This is a genomic window from Cellulosimicrobium sp. 4261, assembly GCF_040546915.1.
GTDB lineage: Bacteria > Actinomycetota > Actinomycetes > Actinomycetales > Cellulomonadaceae > Cellulosimicrobium > Cellulosimicrobium cinnabarinum.
This window is the reverse complement of the sequence record NZ_JBEPOQ010000024.1, coordinates 14698-31748: the sequence shown is the minus strand read 5'-3', so window position 1 is coordinate 31748 and position 17051 is coordinate 14698. Positions and strand designations below refer to the sequence as shown.

Here is a 17051-nt window from a genome sequence, read left to right as displayed (position 1 = left end):
CCCACCCCCCCCCCCGCGGCTCGGGGTTGTTGCCCGCGGGGGGCGGGGGGCGCGCCCCCCCCCCGCGGTTGTCCGCCCGGTGGTTTTCCCCGGGCCCCCCCCCCCCGAGCCGGTGGTGTCAGAGGTGCGCGCTCAGCCCTCGACGAGCCGGGCCATGTTCTCGCCGTCCGCGAGCCCCACGACGTTGCCGGCCGGGTCGGTGAGCCAGGCGCCGTCGCCGCCCTCCATGAAGCCGCGCACGATCCCCTTCTCGTCGTGGTCGAACCCTTCGTAGCGCTCGAACGTCACGCCCTTCGCGGTGAGCTCGTCGACGGCCTGGTCCACGTCGTCGACGGTGAGGTGCATGACCGTGAAGGCGGCCGGCCGATGGTCCTCCTTCGGGTAGACGAACACGTCCGAGCCGCCGCCGAGGTGGAGCACCAGACCGTTCCCGTCGTCGAGTGCCGTGACGGGGAGCCCGAGGGTGTCCCCGTAGAACGCGCGCGCCGCGTCGAGGTCGTCCGCCGAGAAGCTGGAGAACCCGCGCCTGATGGTGACCATCGTTGCCTCACTCCTTCGGGACCGCCGGCGGCCGGAGGGCGGGGCCCGCCGCGGACGCCGGATCCTCCCAGCGTCCCACCGCGGGCCCGCGGTGGGTACCGCCCGGGGCGGGTGAAGGGAGCGGGTCAGGACGAGCGTGCGGGCGCGGGGCGCGTCCCGAGCGTCGGCGCGAGCACCCACAGGGCCGTGGCAGCGAGCACGTGCCAGACGGCGTGCCCCGGGAGCGTGACGCCGAGCGCGCCGTCGGCGTCGCACAGGGGCCAGCCCGGGCGGGTCAGGGTCCCCGCCGTGCCGCCGACGGCGAGCAGCACGAGCGCGGCGACCGTGCGGCGTCGGACGGCGGGCCGTCGCCACGCGCGTGCGGCGCTCGCGGCCACGGCCGCGCCCGCCGCGACCACCTGGGCGGCGGTGGACGCCGGGACCGAGACCGCCGCGAGCACGACCCCGAGCAGGGTCGGCGCGAGCCACCACCACGTCCGCAGGCGGCGCCCGGTGAGGTCGGCGACGGCGTCGGCGGCGACGAGCGCGAGCGTGCCGAGCAGCGGCGGGTCGTGCGCGACAGGGTTCCACGACGGCGACGGCCCGTGCTGCACCACGGAGCCCACCCCGATCAGCGCGACCAGGACCCCGAAGGCCACGCGCAGTCGAGACGCGGCGCCGTCGGGCTCGCCCGGGCCCCAGGAGGCCCCGGGTTCCGGCCGCCTCGCCGCCACCACCACGGCCGCGCCGGCCAGGACGAACGCGAGGCTCGTCCACGTGCTCAGCGGCTCGGCCCCGGGCGCCCCGCCCGCGAGCTCGCACGCTCCGCCCACCGCGCCTCCTCCGTCTCCCGGTGCGACCCGACCGGCACCGGCCTCCGCGCCGACGTCCCCATCGTTCCGCGCGGCCTCGACCGTCGCGCGTCCGGAAGAGGGGTTGCGCCCGGGACGTGATCTGTGGTTCATTACTCAAGTAATGAACCACAGAACGCGCGAGCCGGGAGAGGATGGGCCCCATGTTCGACGGACCTGAACCCATCTACCTCCAGATCGCACAGATGATCCGGGCACAGGTGCTCGCGGGGGAGCTCGCGGAGGAGGAGCAGGTCATGTCCACGACGCAGTTCGCGACGACGTTCCGGATCAACCCGGCGACGGCGGCCAAGGCCTTCGCCGGCCTCGTCGACGAAGGCGTCCTCTACAAGCGGCGCGGGCTCGGCATGTTCGTCGCGCCCGGTGCGCGCGAGCGGCTGCTCGCCGAGCACCGCGCGCGGTTCTTCGACGAGGTCCTCGACCCCGCGCTCGCGCAGGCGGACCTCCTGGACATCCCGGCCGCCCAGATCGTCGAGCACGTCCTCGGCCGCCCGCGGCCCGCCGGTCCCGGGACCGGCGACGCACCCCGTACCGGCCCGACCACCGACCCCAACCCGAGGTGAGACCCGTGACCGCCCGGCCCACCAGCCACCCCACCGACCTCCCCGCCGCGACCGCGCCGGCGCCCTTCGGCGCCGAGGTGCGCGACGTCGTCGTGCGGTACTCGCGTGGCGACGACCCCGCGCTCGACGGCGCGACCCTGACGATCCGCCCCGGCGTCATCACCGGCCTGCTCGGCCGCAACGGCGCCGGCAAGACGACGCTCGCCGCCCTGCTCGCCGCGTTCCGGCGCCCGACGTCGGGCACGGTCCGCGTCGGCCCGGACGGCGAGCTCGAGGACCCGTTCGAGAACGTCTGGGCGACGATGCACACCCAGCTCGTGCGCGAGAGCGGCGACGTGGGGGAGTCGGACAAGGCGCGCGACACGCTCGAGTACTACGCCGACGTGCGCCCGCACTGGGACGCCGACCTCGCCGGCCGCCTCCTCGACACGTTCGAGGTGGACGTCCGCAAGAAGCCCAACGAGCTCTCGCGCGGCAAGCGCTCGGCGCTCGGCGCGGTCGTCGGGCTCGCCGCCCGCGCGCCGCTGACGATCTTCGACGAGGTCTACCTCGGCATGGACGCCCCGAGCCGCTACGCGTTCTACGACGCGCTCGTCGCGGACTACGCCGAGCACCCGCGCACCATCCTGCTCTCGAGCCACCTCATCGCCGAGGTCGAGCGTCTCTTCGAGGACGTCGTGATCATCGACCGCGGGCGGGTCCTGCTCGCCGAGAACGCCGACGACGTCCGCGCGCGCGGCGTCAGCCTCACCGGGCCGGCCGACGTGGTCGAGCGCCACACCGCGGGCCGGCAGGTGCTCGCCCGGCAGCGGCTGGGCAGCACGGCGCAGGTCACGCTCTTCGGCACGTTCGCCCCCGACGAGCGGGCCGCGGCCGCCGCGGCCGGGCTCGAGGTCGGGGCGGTGCCCGTCCAGGACCTGTTCGTCCACCTCACGCGCACCGACCGCACCGACGGCGGCGCGTCCGCCGGCACCCGCACGCAGGAGGCACGATGACCGCCACGACACCGCGCGCCGCGGAGCGCCGCGCGCTCGAGAAGGCCGCCCACCGGCGAGGCGTCCGCGCCGTCGCCTGGTACTTCATCGGCGGTACCTGGTACGTCGGCGTGTGGTTCTGGCTCATCGCGCTCGCCATCGGGGCCCTCGTCCTGTGGATCATGATGCGCAACGACGACGTGAGCATCGAGGGCGTGGGCGGCGTCGCGGGCTCCGCGAAGTTCTTCCTCTTCGTCATGGGCATCCTCCTGCCGCTCATGACGATCGCGCTGCACGTCGCCGCCGGCGGCACGCGGCGGTCGTACACGCACGGCCTGTGGATCGGCGCCGCCGTCTCCGGGCTCACGTTCGGGATCGCGACCGCGCTCGTGCGGTGGGGGGAGTGGGTGCTGTTCCGCCAGGCCGGCTGGCCGACGGAGCAGGACCTCACGCAGCTCTACGCGGACGGGTCCGAGGTCGGCCTCATGATCCTCGTCGAGGGCACGTTCTGCGTCGTCTACTACCTCGCGGGCATGGTCGTCGCCGCGGGCTTCTACGGCTTCGGGTTCCTGCGCGGCGTGCTGCTCGTCGTCGCGTCGCTCGCGACCGTCGTGGTGAGCGAGGTGTTCCTGCGCTCCGGGTTCTTCGGCCACGCGCTCTCGCGCGTCGTCGGTCTCGACGGCACCCCCGTCTGGCTCGCCGTGCTCGGCGGGCTCGCCGGGGTCGTGCTCGCCGCACTGCTCCTGCGCGTCGTCCTGCGGGGCGTCGCGATCCGTCCGGTCGAGTTCGCGGGCACCGCGAGCGCCTGACCGGCAGCACACCCTCCCGACCGCACTCCCACCCGTCCGGACGGCGCACGGCGCCGTCCGTGGGTGCCGCACACCCTCCTGGAGGTCACCATGAGCACCGCAGCACAGCCCCCGGGCGGCACGACGGCGACGTCGCCCGCCCCGCCCGCCGGCCGCATGGCCGGGCCCGACCCGGTCGTCGAGATCCGGAACCTGCGCAAGACGTACCCGGGACCGCAGGGTTCCGGCACGCGCACGGTCGCGGTCGAGGACGTGAGCCTGACCGTCCGGCAGGGCGAGATCTTCGGCGTCCTCGGGCCCAACGGCGCCGGCAAGACGACGACCGTCGAGTGCCTCGCCGGGCTGCGCCAGGCCGACGGCGGCACGGTCCGCGTGCTCGGCGTCGACCCGCAGGCCGACCCCGCCGCGGTGCGCGACGTCGTCGGCGTCCAGCTCCAGGAGGCCGCGCTCAACGAGAAGATCACGGTCGAGGAGGCGATGCGGCTCTTCGCGTCGTTCTACGCGTCGCCCGGCGACGTGGAGGAGCTGCTCGACCTGCTCGACCTCGCCCCGCACCGGCGCGTCGCGTTCGCCAAGCTCTCCGGCGGGCAGAAGCAGCGCCTGTCGATCGCGCTCGCGCTGGTCGGGAACCCGCGCGTCGCGATCCTCGACGAGCTGACCACCGGGCTCGACCCGGCGGCCCGCCGCGCGACGTGGGAGCTCGTGGAGCGCGTGCGCGACCGCGGCGTGACGATCCTGCTCGTCACGCACTTCATGGACGAGGCGGAACGCCTGTGCGACCGGCTCGTCATCATCGACCGCGGCCGGGTCGTCGCGCAGGGCACGCCCGCGGAGCTCGTCGACTCCGTCGACACGTCGCGCACCGTGCGCCTGCGTGTGCCGCCCGCGGACCACGACCTCGCGCTACACACGATCGCGGGGCTCGCGGACGTCCAGCACGTCGAGGCGGCGCCGACCCCCGGGCGCGAGATCGAGGTGACGGGCTCCCGGCGGGTGCTGCCCGCCGTCGTGCTCGCGCTCGCCGAGCGCGAGGTCGTGCCCGACGACGTCCGGACCGTCTCCCGCACGCTCGAGGACGTCTTCGTGGCCGTGACCGGCCGCACCTACGACCCGGACGCGACCGACGCCCGGCCGACCCGAGGGGAGTCCCGATGACCGCCACGACCCTGACCCCGTCCGCCGCGCCCGTCCGCCGCAGCAGCGGCTGGCGCGGGTTCGGCGTCCTGCTCGCCACGGAGTCGCGGCTCTGGCTGCGCGACCCGGGGACGGTGTTCTTCGCGCTCGTGTTCCCGACCGTCCTGCTCGTCGGGGTCGGGTTCGCCATCCCCGGCATGCGGGTGCCGATCGAGGACGCGCCCCCGCCGTGGGGCGGGCTCACGCCCGTCGCGCTCTACGCCCCCGTGGTGCTCGCCGCCGCGATCGCGACCCCGGCCCTGACGACCATGCCGGTCTACTTCGCGACGTTCCGCGAGAAGGGGCTGCTGCGGCGGCTTTCGACGACGCCCATGCGCCCGCAGGGGATCGTCGTCGCGCACCTCGTCATCAACCTCGTGGCCGTCGTGGTCGCGTCCGCGGTCGCGCTCGTCGTCGGGCAGCTCGTCTTCGGTCTGCCGGCGCCGCGGAACGCGGGGACGGTCGTGCTCGCGTTCGTCCTCGGCGTGGCGTCGATGTACGCGCTCGGCACCCTCGTCGCGGCGCGCGCTCCCAAGGCGAGCACCGCGTCCGCGATCGGGACGCTCATCTACTTCCCGCTGCTGTTCCTCTCCGGGCTGTGGACGCCGGGGCCGATGATGCCGGAGGCCGTCGCGCAGGTCGGCAGGTTCACCCCGCTCGGCGCCGCGTCGCAGGCGATGACGGCGGGGTGGTTCGAGGAGGGCTTCCCCACGGTGCAGGTGGTCGTCATGGTCGTGTGGACGGCCGTGCTCCTGCCGCTCGGCATCCGGCTGTTCCGCTGGAGCTGAGGCGGACCCGACGACGGTGCCGGGCACCCGGAACCGTGGTCGGACCCGCCGCCCGGGCCACCGCCCGGTCCCCGCGGGCGTGGCCCCCGGGGCGCCCCTAGCCTGACCGGCATGAAGCCCTTCCTGCTCCTGGCGTCCCGGGCGGAGGACCCGGCCGCGGACGGCGAGCACGCGGCGGTGCTGCGTCACTCCGGCCTCGCGCCGCACGAGCTGCACCGCGTGCGGATGGAGGCGGGCCCGCTGCCGGCGATCGACCTCGACGCGTACTCGGGGGTGATCGTCGGCGGCAGCCCGTTCGACTCGTCGCGGCCCGAGGCGGAGAAGTCGGCGACGCAGCGTCGGGTCGAGCGCGAGCTCGCGCCGCTCCTGGACGAGATCGTCGAGCGCGACGTCCCGTTCCTCGGGGCGTGCTACGGCGTCGGGACGCTCGGCCTGCACGAGGGCGCGGTGCTGGACGACACGTACGCCGAGCCCATCTCGCCCGTGACGATCCGGCTCACCCCGGAGGGCCGGGCGGACCCGCTGCTCGCGGGCCTGCCCGACGCGTTCGAGGCGTACGTGGGCCACAAGGAGGCGGTGCGGGAGCTGCCGCCGCACGCGGTGCTGCTCGCGACGTCGGACGCGTGCCCGGTGCAGATGTTCCGCGTCAAGGAGAACCTCTACGCGACGCAGTTCCACCCGGAGCTCGACCTGGAGGGGATCCTCACGCGCATCGGCGTCTACCGGGACTACGGGTACTTCCCGCCCGACGCCGCCGGCGACGTCGAGGCGACCGTCCGGCGCGGCGACGTCCGGGAGCCGCACCGCATCCTCGCGACCTTCGTCCGCCGCTACGCGAGCGACTGAGATCCCCGGAGGTCCTCCCAGGTCGAGCAGGCGGTCGTGGTCCGTCCGGCCGCCAGGACGGACCCCGACCACCTGCTCGGCGGAGCGGGTCAGCGGGTGGCCGGGGCCGGGTGGGGGGCGTCGGCGGGTGCCGGGTCGGCCGCAGCCTCCGCCGCGACGGCGCGGCGGTGCGCTCGCACCGACCAGACGACGGCCGCGGCCCAGACGACCGCGACGAGCGCCAGCACGACGCCCTGGACCGCACCGCTCGCGTCGACCCACTCGGAGCGCAGCAGCGTGCGGGCGTTGGTGAGCACGATGACGCCGCCGACCGCCGAGCCGAGGATCCGAGGCGGGAGCATCCGCACGAGCCAGGCCGCGATCGGCGCCGCGACGAGCCCGCCGAGCAGGAGCGCCGCGACCCACGTGAGGTCGATCCCCTGCGAGCCGAGCGTCCAGAGGAACCCGAGCGACGCCGCGACCGCGACGAGGAACTCGCTCGTGTCGATGGACCCGATGACCTTGCGCGGCTCGATCCGGCCCGACGCGAGCAGCGCAGGCGTGCCCACGGGGCCCCAGCCGCCGCCGCCGGTGGCGTCGACGAAGCCCGCCACGAGACCGAGCGGGGCGAGGAACCGCTTGCGCAGCGGCAGCCCCAGGCGGCCCGTCGGCAGCCCGGCGAACGTGAAGCGCGAGAGCACGTAGAGGCCGAGCGTGAGGAGCAGCAGCGACATGACGGGGGCGGCGACCTCGGTCGAGAGGTTCGCCAGGAACGTCGCGCCCGCGAACGCCCCGACCGCGCCCGGCACGCCGATGCGCAGCACGACCTTCCAGTCGACGTTCCCGAACCGCCAGTGCGCCGCGCCGGACGCGAGCGTCGTCCCGATCTCCGCGAGGTGGATCGTGGCCGACGCCGCCGCGGGGTTCGTCCCGATCGCGAGCAGGAGCGTCGTGGACGTCACGCCGTACGCCATGCCGAGGCTGCCGTCGACGAGCTGGGCGCCGAGGCCCACGAGGGCCAGCAGGACGAGGGTCCGCACCGGGGCCTCCTTGCTCGGGCCGTCGGGAGGGTCCCGACGTGTCCTGACAAGGTTGACCGGACGGGTCCACTATGTGAAGCGCCGACCGCATCGTGGGCCAGTGTTAACGGGAGCGTCCCGTCAGGGGTTCTCCCACGCGTCGGCGCGGGCCGCGAGCGCGTGCACGTCGTCGGGCAGGTCGCGGCGCACGACGTCGTCGATCGTCACGCGGTCCAGCACGTCGCGGACGCTCGCGCGCAGGGCGATCCACACCTCGAGCAGGCCCGCGGCGGACCCGTCGTACTCGAGGCTCGGAGGACGCTCGTCCCGCACCGTGACGAGCGGGCCGTCGACCGCGCGGAAGACGTCGGCGAGCGTCACCTCGGTCGCCGGGCGCGCGAGGCGGTGGCCGCCGGAGCGTCCGCGGACGCTCGCGACGATCCCGGCCCGGCGCAGGTCGCCGAGGATCCGTTCGAGGAAGCTCACCGGGAGGCCCTGGCCCGTCGCGAGGTCCTCCGCCCGCACCGGGTCGCCGTGCGGCGACGCCGCGAGCTCGGCGCACGCCCGCACCGCATAGTCCGCCTTCGCCGAGACACGCATGAGGACATTGTGCCGTGCGCGGGTCTCACCCCGGGGCGCCGCTGCCCCTCGCGACCCCTTCCCCCCTACGCTGTGACGCGTGGACGTGCACGAGCGCAACAACGTGCGGGTCATGGGGGCGCAGGACGGCCCGACGATGGTCTTCGCGCACGGATTCGGCTGCGACCAGTCGATGTGGCGCTTCGTCGCGCCCGCGTTCGCGACCGACCACCGGGTCGTGCTGTTCGACCACTCGGGCTGCGGGGCGTCGCACCCGACCGCGCACGACGCCGTCCGGCACGCCGACCTCGCGGGCTACGCCGCGGACGTGGTGGAGATCGTCGAGGCGGTGGTCGACGGAGACGGGCACGGGCCCGTGGTGCTCGTGGGCCACTCGGTGAGCGCCGTGATCGCGCTGCTCGCCGCGGCCGACCGCCCGGACCTGTTCGACCGGCTGGTGCTCGTGGGTCCCAGCCCGCGGTACGTCGACGACGACGGCTACCGCGGCGGGTTCACCGCCGAGGAGATCGACGAGCTCCTGGAGACCATGGACGCGAACTACCTCGGCTGGACGCAGGTCATGGCGCCCGTGATCGCCGGGAACCCGGACCGCCCGGCGCTCGGCGACGAGCTCGCCGCGGTGTTCCGGCGCAACGACCCGGCGGTCGCCCGGCAGTTCGCGCGCGCGACGTTCCTCGGCGACAACCGGGCGGACCTGGCGCGCGTGCGCACGCGGAGCCTCGTGGTGCAGAGCCGGGAGGACGTCATCGCGCCGCCCGAGGTGGGCCGCTACGTGCACGAGCACCTGCCCGGCAGCGACCTCGTCGTCATCGACTCGGTGGGGCACTGCCCGAACCTCTCGCACCCGGACCTCCTCGTGCGCGCGATGCGCGACTGGCTGGGCGCCGCCTGATGGCGATGTCCCGGGCCGAGCGCTGGTCGCTCGCCCCCGTCGCGCTGCTCCTCCTCGACACCGAGGCGCGCGTCCTCGACGCCAACGACGAGTTCCTGCGGACGATCGAGGTCCCGGACGTCGAGGCGGTCGCGGGGCGTCGCCTGGCGGACCTGCTCACGGTGGGCGGGCGCATCTTCTGGGAGACGCACGTCGGCCCGCGCCTGCACATCGAGGGCCGCGTGGACGAGGTCGCGGTCGAGCTCCGCACGCCGCGGGGCCGCGAGCCCGTGCTGCTCACGGCGATCGAGCGCGAGGCGCGCGGCGAGCGGCTGATCGAGGTCGCGATGCTCGGCGCGCGCGAACGGTCGCGCTTCGAGCACGAGCTCGTCGAGGCGCGCCGCGCGGCGGAGGAGGCGGAGCGCCGGGTGCGGCTGCTGCACGGCGTCGCGGCGGACCTCGCGAGCGTCGCCGGTCTCGACGGCGTCGCGTGGGTCCTGCTCCGGGCGGCCGTGACGATGCTGGGCGCGGGCGACGCCGCGCTGTGGACGGCGCAGGAGCGCGGCCCGCTGCGGAGGTGGGGCGGCGCCGTCGGCGTCCTGGCGCCGACGATCGACGAGCTCACCGAGGCGACCGTGCGGGACGACGGGACCGTCGTCGTGCCGCTGCGGACGGCGGGCGCGCTGCTCGGCGTGCTCGCGCTCGAACCGCGCCGCGCCGCGGGCTCCGACCCCGTCGACCTGGGCACCGCCGCCGCCGCGGGCCAGCTCGCGGCGCTCGCGCTCTCGCGCGCGCGGGTCCACGAGCAGAGCGTCTCGGTCGCGAGCGAGCTCCAGGGCGCGATGCTCTCCGACGGGATCGTCGCCGACCCGCAGGTCGAGGTCGCGGCGTGCTACCGCCCGGGCGTCCACGACCTCCAGGTCGGCGGCGACTGGTACGACACCTTCCGGGTCGCGCCCGACGTCGTCGCGCTCAGCGTCGGGGACGTCGTCGGCCGCGGTCTCAAGGCGGCCACGTCGATGGGGCAGCTGCGCACCGCCGTCCGGGCGGCGTCCGACACCGGGCTCCCGCCGGAGGAGGTGGTCGAGCGCGTCGACCGCTTCGTCGACCGGACGGGCACGGGCTTCATGGCGAGCCTCGTGTACGGGGAACTCGACCTGCGCGCCGGGGTGCTGCGCTACACGTGCGCGGGCCACCTGCCGCCCCTGCTCGTGCGGGCCGGCGGCTCCGCGGCGTACCTGTGGGAGGCCCGGTCGACGCCGCTGGGCGTGCGGGGCACGACGCCGCGCGTGGCCAAGGCCGTGCGCCTCGCCCCGGGCGACCTGCTGCTGCTCTTCACGGACGGCGTCGTCGAGCGCCGCGACCGGCCGCTCGCGCTCGCGCTCGACGAGCTCGCGGACGTCGTCACGCGCGCCCTCGACGTCGGCCTGCGCGACGACCGGCTGCTGGAGGCCGTCGTCTCGCGTGCGCCCGAGGACGACGACGCGTGCCTGCTCGCGGTGCGCTGGCTCGGCCCCGCCGGGGACGGGCGGGCGGTGCCCGACGCCCCGGCCGCCGCGTCAGCGGACGAAGAACGGGCCGGCTGAGGGGTCGGCGAGGCGCGCGAGCGCGTGCCCGAGGCGCTCGGTCGACGAGCGCGCGACGTCGTCGGGCAGGGCGTCGGGGGCGAACCACGCGACCGCGAGCGACTCGTCGTCCGCGACGTGCGCCGCCGCAGCGGCCGCCGGCGACACCGGGCGGCACAGGAACGCGAGGTCGAGGTACTGCGACCGGTCGCCGTTCGGGTACTCCATCGGCTCGGTGACCGTCACGGCGACGAGCGCGTCCACCACGACCTCGACGCCCGTCTCCTCGAGCACCTCGCGCGCGAGCCCGACCGCCGGGTCCTCGCCCGGCTCGAGGATCCCGCTGATCACGGCCCACTGCCCGGAGTCGGCGCGCTGCCCGAGCAGCACCCGGCCGGCGTCGTCCACGACGACGCCCGACACCCCCGGCATCCACAGCAGGTCGGTCCCCACGTGGGACCGGAGGGCGGCGACGAACTCGGGGATCGGCATGCCCCGAGCGTAGGCGCTGCCCGACCGGCCCGTGAGACGGCCCGTCCGCCCCTCGGAGGCGCTGTGCTACCGTCGGCTCGTGACTTCTCAGTGGTATTGGCGCTTTACGCAGGCTCCCGGTGGGGCCGTGCGGGCGTCAGCCTGACCACAGATCACCACCCGGAGCCAGCACAGGGCCTTGGACGCGGACCGCGTCCGGGCCCTTCGTCGTGAGACGGGCCGCTCCGGGACCACGGGCGGCAGCAGGCCGGTGGAGCGCCGCTGGGCATCCCGACTCACGGCGCTCCCAGACCCCGCCGCACAGACCAGGAGCCCCCCGTGACCAGCACCACCACCTCGCCCGAGACCGCGACGACCGACGGCGCGACGAGTACCGTCGACCCCGTGGACAGCCCCGAGCTCCAGGCCCGCACGAGCGACCTGCGGGTCCGCGCGCTCGACGCCCTCCCCGCGCCGCGCGCCATGCTCGCCGACCTGCCGCTCGGCGCGACGCGCAGCGACCTCGTGACGACGTCGCGCCGCGAGGTCCGCGACGTCCTCGCGGGCGACGACGACCGCCTCCTCGTCATCGTCGGCCCCTGCTCGGTGCACGACCCCGAGGCCGCGCTCGAGTACGCGGGGCGCCTGGCCGCCGTCGCGCACGAGCTCGCCGACGACCTCATGGTCGTCATGCGCGTCTACTTCGAGAAGCCGCGCACGACCGTGGGCTGGAAGGGCCTCATCAACGACCCGCACCTCGACGGGTCGCACGACGTGCACCACGGCCTGCGCCTCGCGCGCGAGGTGCTGCTCGGCGTCCTCGACGCCGGTGTCCCGGCCGCGTGCGAGTTCCTCGAGCCCACGAGCCCGCAGTACATCGCCGACGCGGTGTCGTGGGGCGCGATCGGTGCGCGCAACGCCGAGTCGCAGGTGCACCGCCAGCTCGCCTCGGGCCTGTCGATGCCCGTCGGGTTCAAGAACGCGACCGACGGCGACGTGCAGATCGCGGTCGACGGGTGCATCACGGCCGCGAGCGAGCACACGTTCTTCGGCATGGACTCGCTCGGCCGCGCCGCCGCGGTGGAGACCGCGGGCAACCCGGACTGCCACGTCATCCTGCGCGGCGGGCGCTCGGGCCCCAACTACGGGGCCGACGACGTCGCGGCGGCGCTCGCGGTCGCGCGCGCCTCGGGCCGCGGCGGGGTCACGGAGCACGGGCTCGTCGTCGACGCGTCGCACGGCAACTCCGGCAAGAGCCACGTGCGCCAGGCGGAGGTCGTGCGCGAGGTCTCCGCGCGGCTGGCCGAGGGCGAGCAGGGCATCACGGGCCTCATGATGGAGAGCTTCCTCGTGGCGGGCGCGCAGAAGCCGGCGCCGAGCGGCCTCGTCTACGGGCAGTCCGTCACGGACGCGTGCATCGACTGGGACACGACGGCCGACCTCCTGCGCGAGCTCGCGGGCGCGGTCCGCGCCCGGCGCGCGCTCTGACCGGTCCCGGCGGGACGGTCACCCATCCGCCCGCGCGTCGGCGCCGAACCCAGGGTGTCCCGGACGGACCGGGACGGTGCCGGCGACGGGAGGTCGCGTGCCGAGAGCCGTGGTCGACGCGCCGCAGCGCGTGCGGGAGGCGCCCGTGCTGCACACTGACCGGGTGCCACCTCCCGTGACGACGAACCCGGCGGTCGACGCCGCCCTCGCGGCGTGCGCCGACGGCGACCCGGCCGCGTTCGCGCCCGTCTACGACGCGCTCGCACCGGTCGCGTACGGCACGTGCCTGGGGGTCCTGCGGGACCCGGACCACGCGGCGGAGGTCGTGCAGGAGGTGATGGTGGAGGTGTGGCAGACGGCGGCACGCTACGACGCGACGCGCGGCTCGGCGCGGACCTGGGTCGCCACGCTCGCGCGGCGACGCGCGGTGGACCGCGTGCGGGCCGAGCAGGCGCGCCGCGACCGCGACCAGCGCGACGTGGACGCCTCGACGGCCGCGGCACCGCGGGACGTGGTGGTGGAGGACGTCGAGCGGCGTCTCGAGGGCGCGGCCGTGCGGCGGTGCCTGGACTCGCTCACGGCGACGCAGCGGGAGGCGGTCGTGCAGGCGTACTACGGCGGGCTCACCTACCGGGAGGTCGCGGAGCGGCTCGACGCCGCGCTGCCGACCGTGAAGTCCCGCATCCGGGACGGTCTCCTGCGGCTCCGCGACTGCCTGGGGGTGCGTCGTGGCTGACCTGACCACGCCCCGTGGCGACGGCGCGGACGACCGTCCGGACGTCCGCGACCTGCTCCCCGCCTACGCGCTCGACGCGGTCGACGACGTCGAGCGGCGCGCCGTCGAGCGCCTGCTCGCGGCCGACCCCGACGCGCGGCGCGAGCTCGACGAGTACCGCGACGTCGTGGCGGCGTTCGCCGTCGAGAGCGCCCCGCCGCCCGCGCTGCGCGACGCCGTGCTGGCGCGGGTGGCAGCGTCCGCGGCCACGGGCACGTCCGCGGAGGAGAGCGCGGGGGGTGGCGTCGTCGTCGACCTCGCGGCCGCGCGTCGCGCGCGCCGCCGACGCTGGACCGGGCTCGCGGCGGCGGTGGCCGCGGTGGTCGCGGTGGCCGTCCCGACGACGGTCGCGGTCCGTGCGACGCAGGAGCAGTCGCGCCTGGAGGCGCAGGCGGACGCGATCGAGCGCATGCTCGCCGACCCCGACGCGACGATCCTGCGCGGCGACGTGGCGGGCGGCGGGCAGGCCTCCGTCCTCGCCGCGGGCGACGACATGTTCTTCCGCGCGTCCGATCTGCCCGACGCGGGCGACGACCGCGACTACCAGCTCTGGGTGGTCGAGCCCGACGGCGCCGTCGTCTCGGCGGGCGTCCTCGACGTCCAGGACGGCAGCACGTCGCGGCTCGTCCAGGGTGAGCCGGGCGTCGGCATGGCCGTGACGGTCGAGCCGGCGGGCGGCTCGGAGCAGCCGACGGCGGACCCGGTGGTCGCGCTCGTCGGCTGAGCGACGCGGCCCGGAGGGGTCGGGACGCGCGCGAGAAAAACTCGTGCCGATCCCGACCCATCCACCCGGGGTCGTGCTCCGAACCCTCGGCATGACGCCCCGCACCGGCGGGGCGACGACCCGAGGAGAGACCGATGAACGTTCGCACCCGCACGTCGTACGCCGTCGCCGGCATCGCCACGCTCGCCGTGCTCGGCCTGTCCGCGTGCAGCTCGGACTCGGACACGGGGTCCGACTCGACGACGACCGACTCCGCGTCCGACACCATGACGGACGACTCGACGTCCGACGACATGACCGACGACTCGACCGAGGGCTCGGACGACATGGCGGCCGACCCCGCCGCGAACCTCGTGGGCCCCGGCTGTGCCGCCTACGCGGAGCAGGTGCCCGACGGCGCCGGGTCGATCACCGGGATGTCGACCGACCCCGTCGCCGTGGCAGCGTCGAACAACCCGCTGCTCACGACGCTCACCGCGGCCGTCTCGGGTGAGCTCAACCCGGACGTCAACCTGGTCGACACGCTCAACGGCGGCGAGTTCACCGTGTTCGCCCCCGTCGACGACGCGTTCGCGAAGATCGACGCCGCGACGCTCGACTCGCTGAAGACGGACTCCGACACGCTGACGAAGATCCTCACCTACCACGTGGTGCCCGGCCAGCTCACGCCCGACCAGGTCGTCGGGGAGCACGAGACCGTCGAGGGCGGCACGGTCGAGGTGACCGGCTCGGGCGACGAGCTCATGGTCAACGACGCGGCCGTCGTCTGCGGCGGCGTGATGACGCAGAACGCGACCGTGTACCTCGTGGACACGGTGCTCATGCCGACGATGTGATCCTCCCGGCGCGTCCAGAAGCGGGCGCGCGGTGGGCTCGTGACGACGGGCCCCGACGGCCCCGACCGGACGGTCGGGGCCGTCGTCGTGCGCCCGTCGTCGTGCGCCCAGCGACGTGCGCTCGGCGCGGGGTGGACCCATCCGCGAGGGCCGCCGGTCCGAACCCCGGGCATGGAGACGCTCATCGTCATCGGCCTGCTCGGGGGACTCATCACCGGGATCTCGCCGTGCATCCTGCCCATGCTGCCCGTCATCTTCTTCGCAGGCGGCGTGCAGGGCGCGCGCACGGGGGAGACGCCGTCGGGCACCGCGGAGACCGGGACGGGCGGTGTCTCCCCGGGGCTGTTCGCGGGCGTCCCCGACGCGGTCCGCGTCGGCGGTCGCCCGGCCGCGGGGCCACGAGGCCGGGGCGGCCCGGGCGGCGCGCGGGAGGCCGCCGGAGCCCGGGAGGTCACGGCTCGGCCGACACGCGGCGGGACGCTCGCCCTGGATCTGTCGACGGGCGAGGCCGCCGAGCCTGCCGCCCCGGCCGACGGCGGGCCGGGGCGCGCGTCCCGGCGGGTCGCGCGCCGCTCGTGGCGCCCCTACCTCGTCATCGCAGGACTGGTCCTCAGCTTCAGCGTCTTCACGCTCCTCGGCTCCCTCCTGCTGACCGCGCTCGGGCTCCCGCAGGACCTGCTGCGCTGGGCGGGCATCGTGCTCCTCGTCGCGATCGGCGTGGGGATGATCGTGCCGCGCGTCGAGGAGGTCCTGGAGCGGCCGTTCCGGCGGATCGCCGCGCTCGGGGCGCGCCGCGGCGCCGCCCGCCAGGACCGCGGGGCGTTCGTGCTCGGCCTCGGCCTCGGCGTGCTCTACGTGCCGTGCGCCGGGCCCGTCCTCGCGGCGATCACCGTGGCGGGGGCGACGGGGAACATCGGCCCGGGCACCGTCGCCCTCACGGTGTCGTTCGCGGTCGGGGCGGCGATCCCGCTCCTGGTCTTCGCGCTCGCGGGGCGCCGCGTCGCGGAGCGGGTCCGCGGGTTCCAGCGGCACACGCGCGGCATCCGCGTCACGGGCGGCGTCGTGATGATCGCGCTCGCGGGCGCGCTCGCGCTCAACCTCCCCGCCGCCCTCCAGCGGGCCCTGCCCGACTACACGGGCGCGCTCCAGCAGCGGGTCGACGAGAACGACGCGGTGCGCGAGGCGCTCGACCTCGGCGGGCTCGTCACCGACGAGAACCGTGAGCTGTCGAACTGCTCGAACGGCGCGCCCGTGCTGGAGGACTGCGGCACCGCCCCGGAGCTGCGCGGCATCGACCCGTGGCTCAACACCCCGGGCGGCGAGGCGCTGACGCTCGAGGGGCTGCGCGGCAAGGTCGTCCTCGTCGACTTCTGGACCTACTCCTGCATCAACTGCCAGCGCGCGATCCCGCACGTCAACGCCTGGTACGACCGGTACCGCGACGTCGGCGCGGGGTTCGAGGTCGTCGGGGTCCACACGCCCGAGTTCGCGTTCGAGCGCGAGACGCGCAACGTCGTCGCGGGCGCGCGGGACCTCGGCGTCACCTACCCCGTGGCCCAGGACAACGCGTACGCGACCTGGACCGCCTACCGGAACCGCTACTGGCCCGCGCAGTACCTCGTCGACGCCGACGGGACCGTGCGCCACATCCGCTTCGGCGAGGGCGGGTACGAGGACACCGAGCGTCTGGTGCGCGAGCTCCTCGAGGACGCGAACCCGGGCGTCGAGCTGCCCGAGCCCACCGCCGTCGGCGACACCACGCCGCAGGACGAGACGACGCCCGAGACCTACTTCTCCATCAAGCGGGTCGTCAACTACGCCGGCGAGCCGCGCTACGCCGCGGGGCAGCAGGACTTCACGCTCGCCGACGACCAGCGGCAGGACACGTTCTCCCTCGGCGGCACGTGGGACGTCGACTTCCAGGGCGCCACCGCCGTGTCCGACGACGCGCGCGTGCGCCTCGCGTACCGCTCGACCGACGTGTTCACGGTGCTCGGCGGCGAGGGCACGGTCACGGTCCGCGTCACGACGGACGGGCGGACCACGACCCGCGAGATCGACGTCTCCGGCAGCCCGACGCTCTACCCCGTCCTGGAGGGCGACGGCCCGACGGAAGGGCTCGTCGAGCTCGACGTCCCGCCCGGCGTCCAGGTGTTCACCGCGACGTTCGGCTGACGCG

General features: G+C 75.4%; 18 protein-coding genes. 13 read left to right on the top strand and 5 right to left on the bottom strand.

What is annotated here, in order from left to right:
- Nucleotides 1–132: 132 nt before the first annotated feature.
- Both ABIE39_RS18290 and ABIE39_RS18285 read right to left on the bottom strand, forming a co-directional pair.
- Entirely contained in the window at nucleotides 133–540 is a 408-nt protein-coding gene (locus ABIE39_RS18290; RefSeq protein WP_175009243.1) for a VOC family protein, read from the bottom strand.
- 125 nt (nucleotides 541–665) lie between these two features.
- Entirely contained in the window at nucleotides 666–1352 is a 687-nt protein-coding gene (locus ABIE39_RS18285) for a hypothetical protein (RefSeq protein ID WP_209828627.1), read from the bottom strand.
- A 182-nt stretch (nucleotides 1353–1534) separates the two neighbouring features.
- Between ABIE39_RS18285 and ABIE39_RS18280 the strand changes: the two genes are divergently transcribed.
- The 6 genes from ABIE39_RS18280 to ABIE39_RS18255 all read left to right on the top strand — a co-directional run bounded on the left by ABIE39_RS18280 (nucleotide 1535) and on the right by ABIE39_RS18255 (nucleotide 6544).
- On the top strand, nucleotides 1535–1954 hold the full coding sequence (locus ABIE39_RS18280) for a GntR family transcriptional regulator (protein ID WP_209828625.1): 420 nt from the start codon (nucleotides 1535–1537) through the stop codon (nucleotides 1952–1954).
- 5 nt (nucleotides 1955–1959) lie between these two features.
- Entirely contained in the window at nucleotides 1960–2949 is a 990-nt protein-coding gene (locus ABIE39_RS18275) for an ATP-binding cassette domain-containing protein (RefSeq protein WP_175009241.1), read from the top strand.
- A complete protein-coding gene (locus ABIE39_RS18270; protein ID WP_175009240.1) occupies nucleotides 2946–3737 on the top strand; it encodes a hypothetical protein in 792 nt (263 codons plus the stop codon). Before ABIE39_RS18275 ends, ABIE39_RS18270 begins: the two co-directional genes overlap by 4 nt.
- Before the next feature lie 90 nt (nucleotides 3738–3827).
- A complete protein-coding gene (locus ABIE39_RS18265; RefSeq protein WP_502914900.1) occupies nucleotides 3828–4892 on the top strand; it encodes an ABC transporter ATP-binding protein in 1065 nt (354 codons plus the stop codon).
- On the top strand, nucleotides 4889–5698 hold the full coding sequence (locus ABIE39_RS18260; protein ID WP_354052957.1) for an ABC transporter permease: 810 nt from the start codon (nucleotides 4889–4891) through the stop codon (nucleotides 5696–5698). Before ABIE39_RS18265 ends, ABIE39_RS18260 begins: the two co-directional genes overlap by 4 nt.
- A 111-nt stretch (nucleotides 5699–5809) precedes the next feature.
- Nucleotides 5810–6544, top strand: coding sequence for a glutamine amidotransferase (locus tag ABIE39_RS18255; RefSeq protein ID WP_354052955.1), 735 nt, complete (start codon nucleotides 5810–5812; stop codon nucleotides 6542–6544).
- Between the two features lie 89 nt (nucleotides 6545–6633).
- On the opposite strand, the gene ABIE39_RS18250 is transcribed toward ABIE39_RS18255, so the two are convergent.
- Nucleotides 6634–7563 carry a sulfite exporter TauE/SafE family protein gene (locus tag ABIE39_RS18250; RefSeq protein ID WP_354052954.1) on the bottom strand — a complete coding sequence of 310 codons (930 nt, stop codon included), beginning with the start codon at nucleotides 7561–7563 and terminating at the stop codon, nucleotides 6634–6636.
- A 120-nt stretch (nucleotides 7564–7683) separates the two neighbouring features.
- Nucleotides 7684–8142 (bottom strand): RrF2 family transcriptional regulator, encoded by a 459-nt coding sequence (locus tag ABIE39_RS18245; RefSeq protein WP_074803038.1) that lies wholly within the window; start codon nucleotides 8140–8142, stop codon nucleotides 7684–7686.
- Nucleotides 8143–8221: 79 nt separating this feature from the next.
- Here ABIE39_RS18245 and ABIE39_RS18240 point away from each other — a divergent pair, with 79 nt between their 5' ends.
- Nucleotides 8222–9034, top strand: coding sequence for an alpha/beta fold hydrolase (locus ABIE39_RS18240; protein WP_074803035.1), 813 nt, complete (start codon nucleotides 8222–8224; stop codon nucleotides 9032–9034).
- A complete protein-coding gene (locus ABIE39_RS18235; RefSeq protein WP_354052951.1) occupies nucleotides 9034–10599 on the top strand; it encodes a PP2C family protein-serine/threonine phosphatase in 1566 nt (521 codons plus the stop codon). The genes ABIE39_RS18240 and ABIE39_RS18235 overlap by 1 nt, the downstream gene beginning before the upstream one ends.
- Here ABIE39_RS18235 and ABIE39_RS18230 read toward each other — a convergent pair.
- Nucleotides 10573–11070: an NUDIX hydrolase gene (locus ABIE39_RS18230; RefSeq protein ID WP_061268011.1), complete on the bottom strand. Its 498-nt coding sequence runs from the start codon at nucleotides 11068–11070 to the stop codon at nucleotides 10573–10575. The two genes, ABIE39_RS18235 and ABIE39_RS18230, sit on opposite strands and share 27 nt — an antisense overlap.
- A 384-nt stretch (nucleotides 11071–11454) precedes the next feature.
- On the opposite strand from ABIE39_RS18230, the gene ABIE39_RS18225 reads away from it, so the two are divergent.
- The 5 genes from ABIE39_RS18225 (at nucleotide 11455) to ABIE39_RS18205 (ending at nucleotide 17047) form a co-directional block, all read left to right on the top strand.
- A complete protein-coding gene (locus ABIE39_RS18225) occupies nucleotides 11455–12537 on the top strand; it encodes a 3-deoxy-7-phosphoheptulonate synthase (protein WP_175009353.1) in 1083 nt (360 codons plus the stop codon).
- A 97-nt stretch (nucleotides 12538–12634) separates the two neighbouring features.
- A complete protein-coding gene (sigK, locus tag ABIE39_RS18220; protein WP_255437275.1) occupies nucleotides 12635–13273 on the top strand; it encodes an ECF RNA polymerase sigma factor SigK in 639 nt (212 codons plus the stop codon).
- Entirely contained in the window at nucleotides 13266–14036 is a 771-nt protein-coding gene (locus tag ABIE39_RS18215; protein ID WP_209828617.1) for an anti-sigma factor, read from the top strand. The genes sigK and ABIE39_RS18215 overlap by 8 nt, the downstream gene beginning before the upstream one ends.
- 134 nt (nucleotides 14037–14170) lie before the next feature.
- Complete coding sequence (locus ABIE39_RS18210; RefSeq protein ID WP_255179628.1) at nucleotides 14171–14872, top strand: fasciclin domain-containing protein; 702 nt, start codon at nucleotides 14171–14173, stop codon at nucleotides 14870–14872.
- Nucleotides 14873–15043: 171 nt separating this feature from the next.
- Nucleotides 15044–17047: a cytochrome c biogenesis protein DipZ gene (locus ABIE39_RS18205; RefSeq protein ID WP_354052948.1), complete on the top strand. Its 2004-nt coding sequence runs from the start codon at nucleotides 15044–15046 to the stop codon at nucleotides 17045–17047.
- Nucleotides 17048–17051 lie beyond the last annotated feature (4 nt).

What these genes read in the sequence shown, in the direction of transcription:
- ABIE39_RS18280 (WP_209828625.1), top strand. Translation starts at nt 1,535, where the DNA reads ATGTTCGACGGACCTGAACCCATCTACCTCCAGATCGCACAGATGATC.
- ABIE39_RS18260 (WP_354052957.1), top strand. Translation starts at nt 4,889, where the DNA reads ATGACCGCCACGACCCTGACCCCGTCCGCCGCGCCCGTCCGCCGCAGC.
- ABIE39_RS18290 (WP_175009243.1), bottom strand. Translation starts at nt 540, where the DNA reads ATGGTCACCATCAGGCGCGGGTTCTCCAGCTTCTCGGCGGACGACCTC.
- ABIE39_RS18265 (WP_502914900.1), top strand. Translation starts at nt 3,828, where the DNA reads ATGAGCACCGCAGCACAGCCCCCGGGCGGCACGACGGCGACGTCGCCC.
- ABIE39_RS18230 (WP_061268011.1), bottom strand. Translation starts at nt 11,070, where the DNA reads ATGCCGATCCCCGAGTTCGTCGCCGCCCTCCGGTCCCACGTGGGGACC.
- ABIE39_RS18270 (WP_175009240.1), top strand. Translation starts at nt 2,946, where the DNA reads ATGACCGCCACGACACCGCGCGCCGCGGAGCGCCGCGCGCTCGAGAAG.
- ABIE39_RS18245 (WP_074803038.1), bottom strand. Translation starts at nt 8,142, where the DNA reads ATGCGTGTCTCGGCGAAGGCGGACTATGCGGTGCGGGCGTGCGCCGAG.
- ABIE39_RS18255 (WP_354052955.1), top strand. Translation starts at nt 5,810, where the DNA reads ATGAAGCCCTTCCTGCTCCTGGCGTCCCGGGCGGAGGACCCGGCCGCG.
- ABIE39_RS18235 (WP_354052951.1), top strand. Translation starts at nt 9,034, where the DNA reads ATGGCGATGTCCCGGGCCGAGCGCTGGTCGCTCGCCCCCGTCGCGCTG.
- ABIE39_RS18205 (WP_354052948.1), top strand. Translation starts at nt 15,044, where the DNA reads ATGGAGACGCTCATCGTCATCGGCCTGCTCGGGGGACTCATCACCGGG.
- ABIE39_RS18210 (WP_255179628.1), top strand. Translation starts at nt 14,171, where the DNA reads ATGAACGTTCGCACCCGCACGTCGTACGCCGTCGCCGGCATCGCCACG.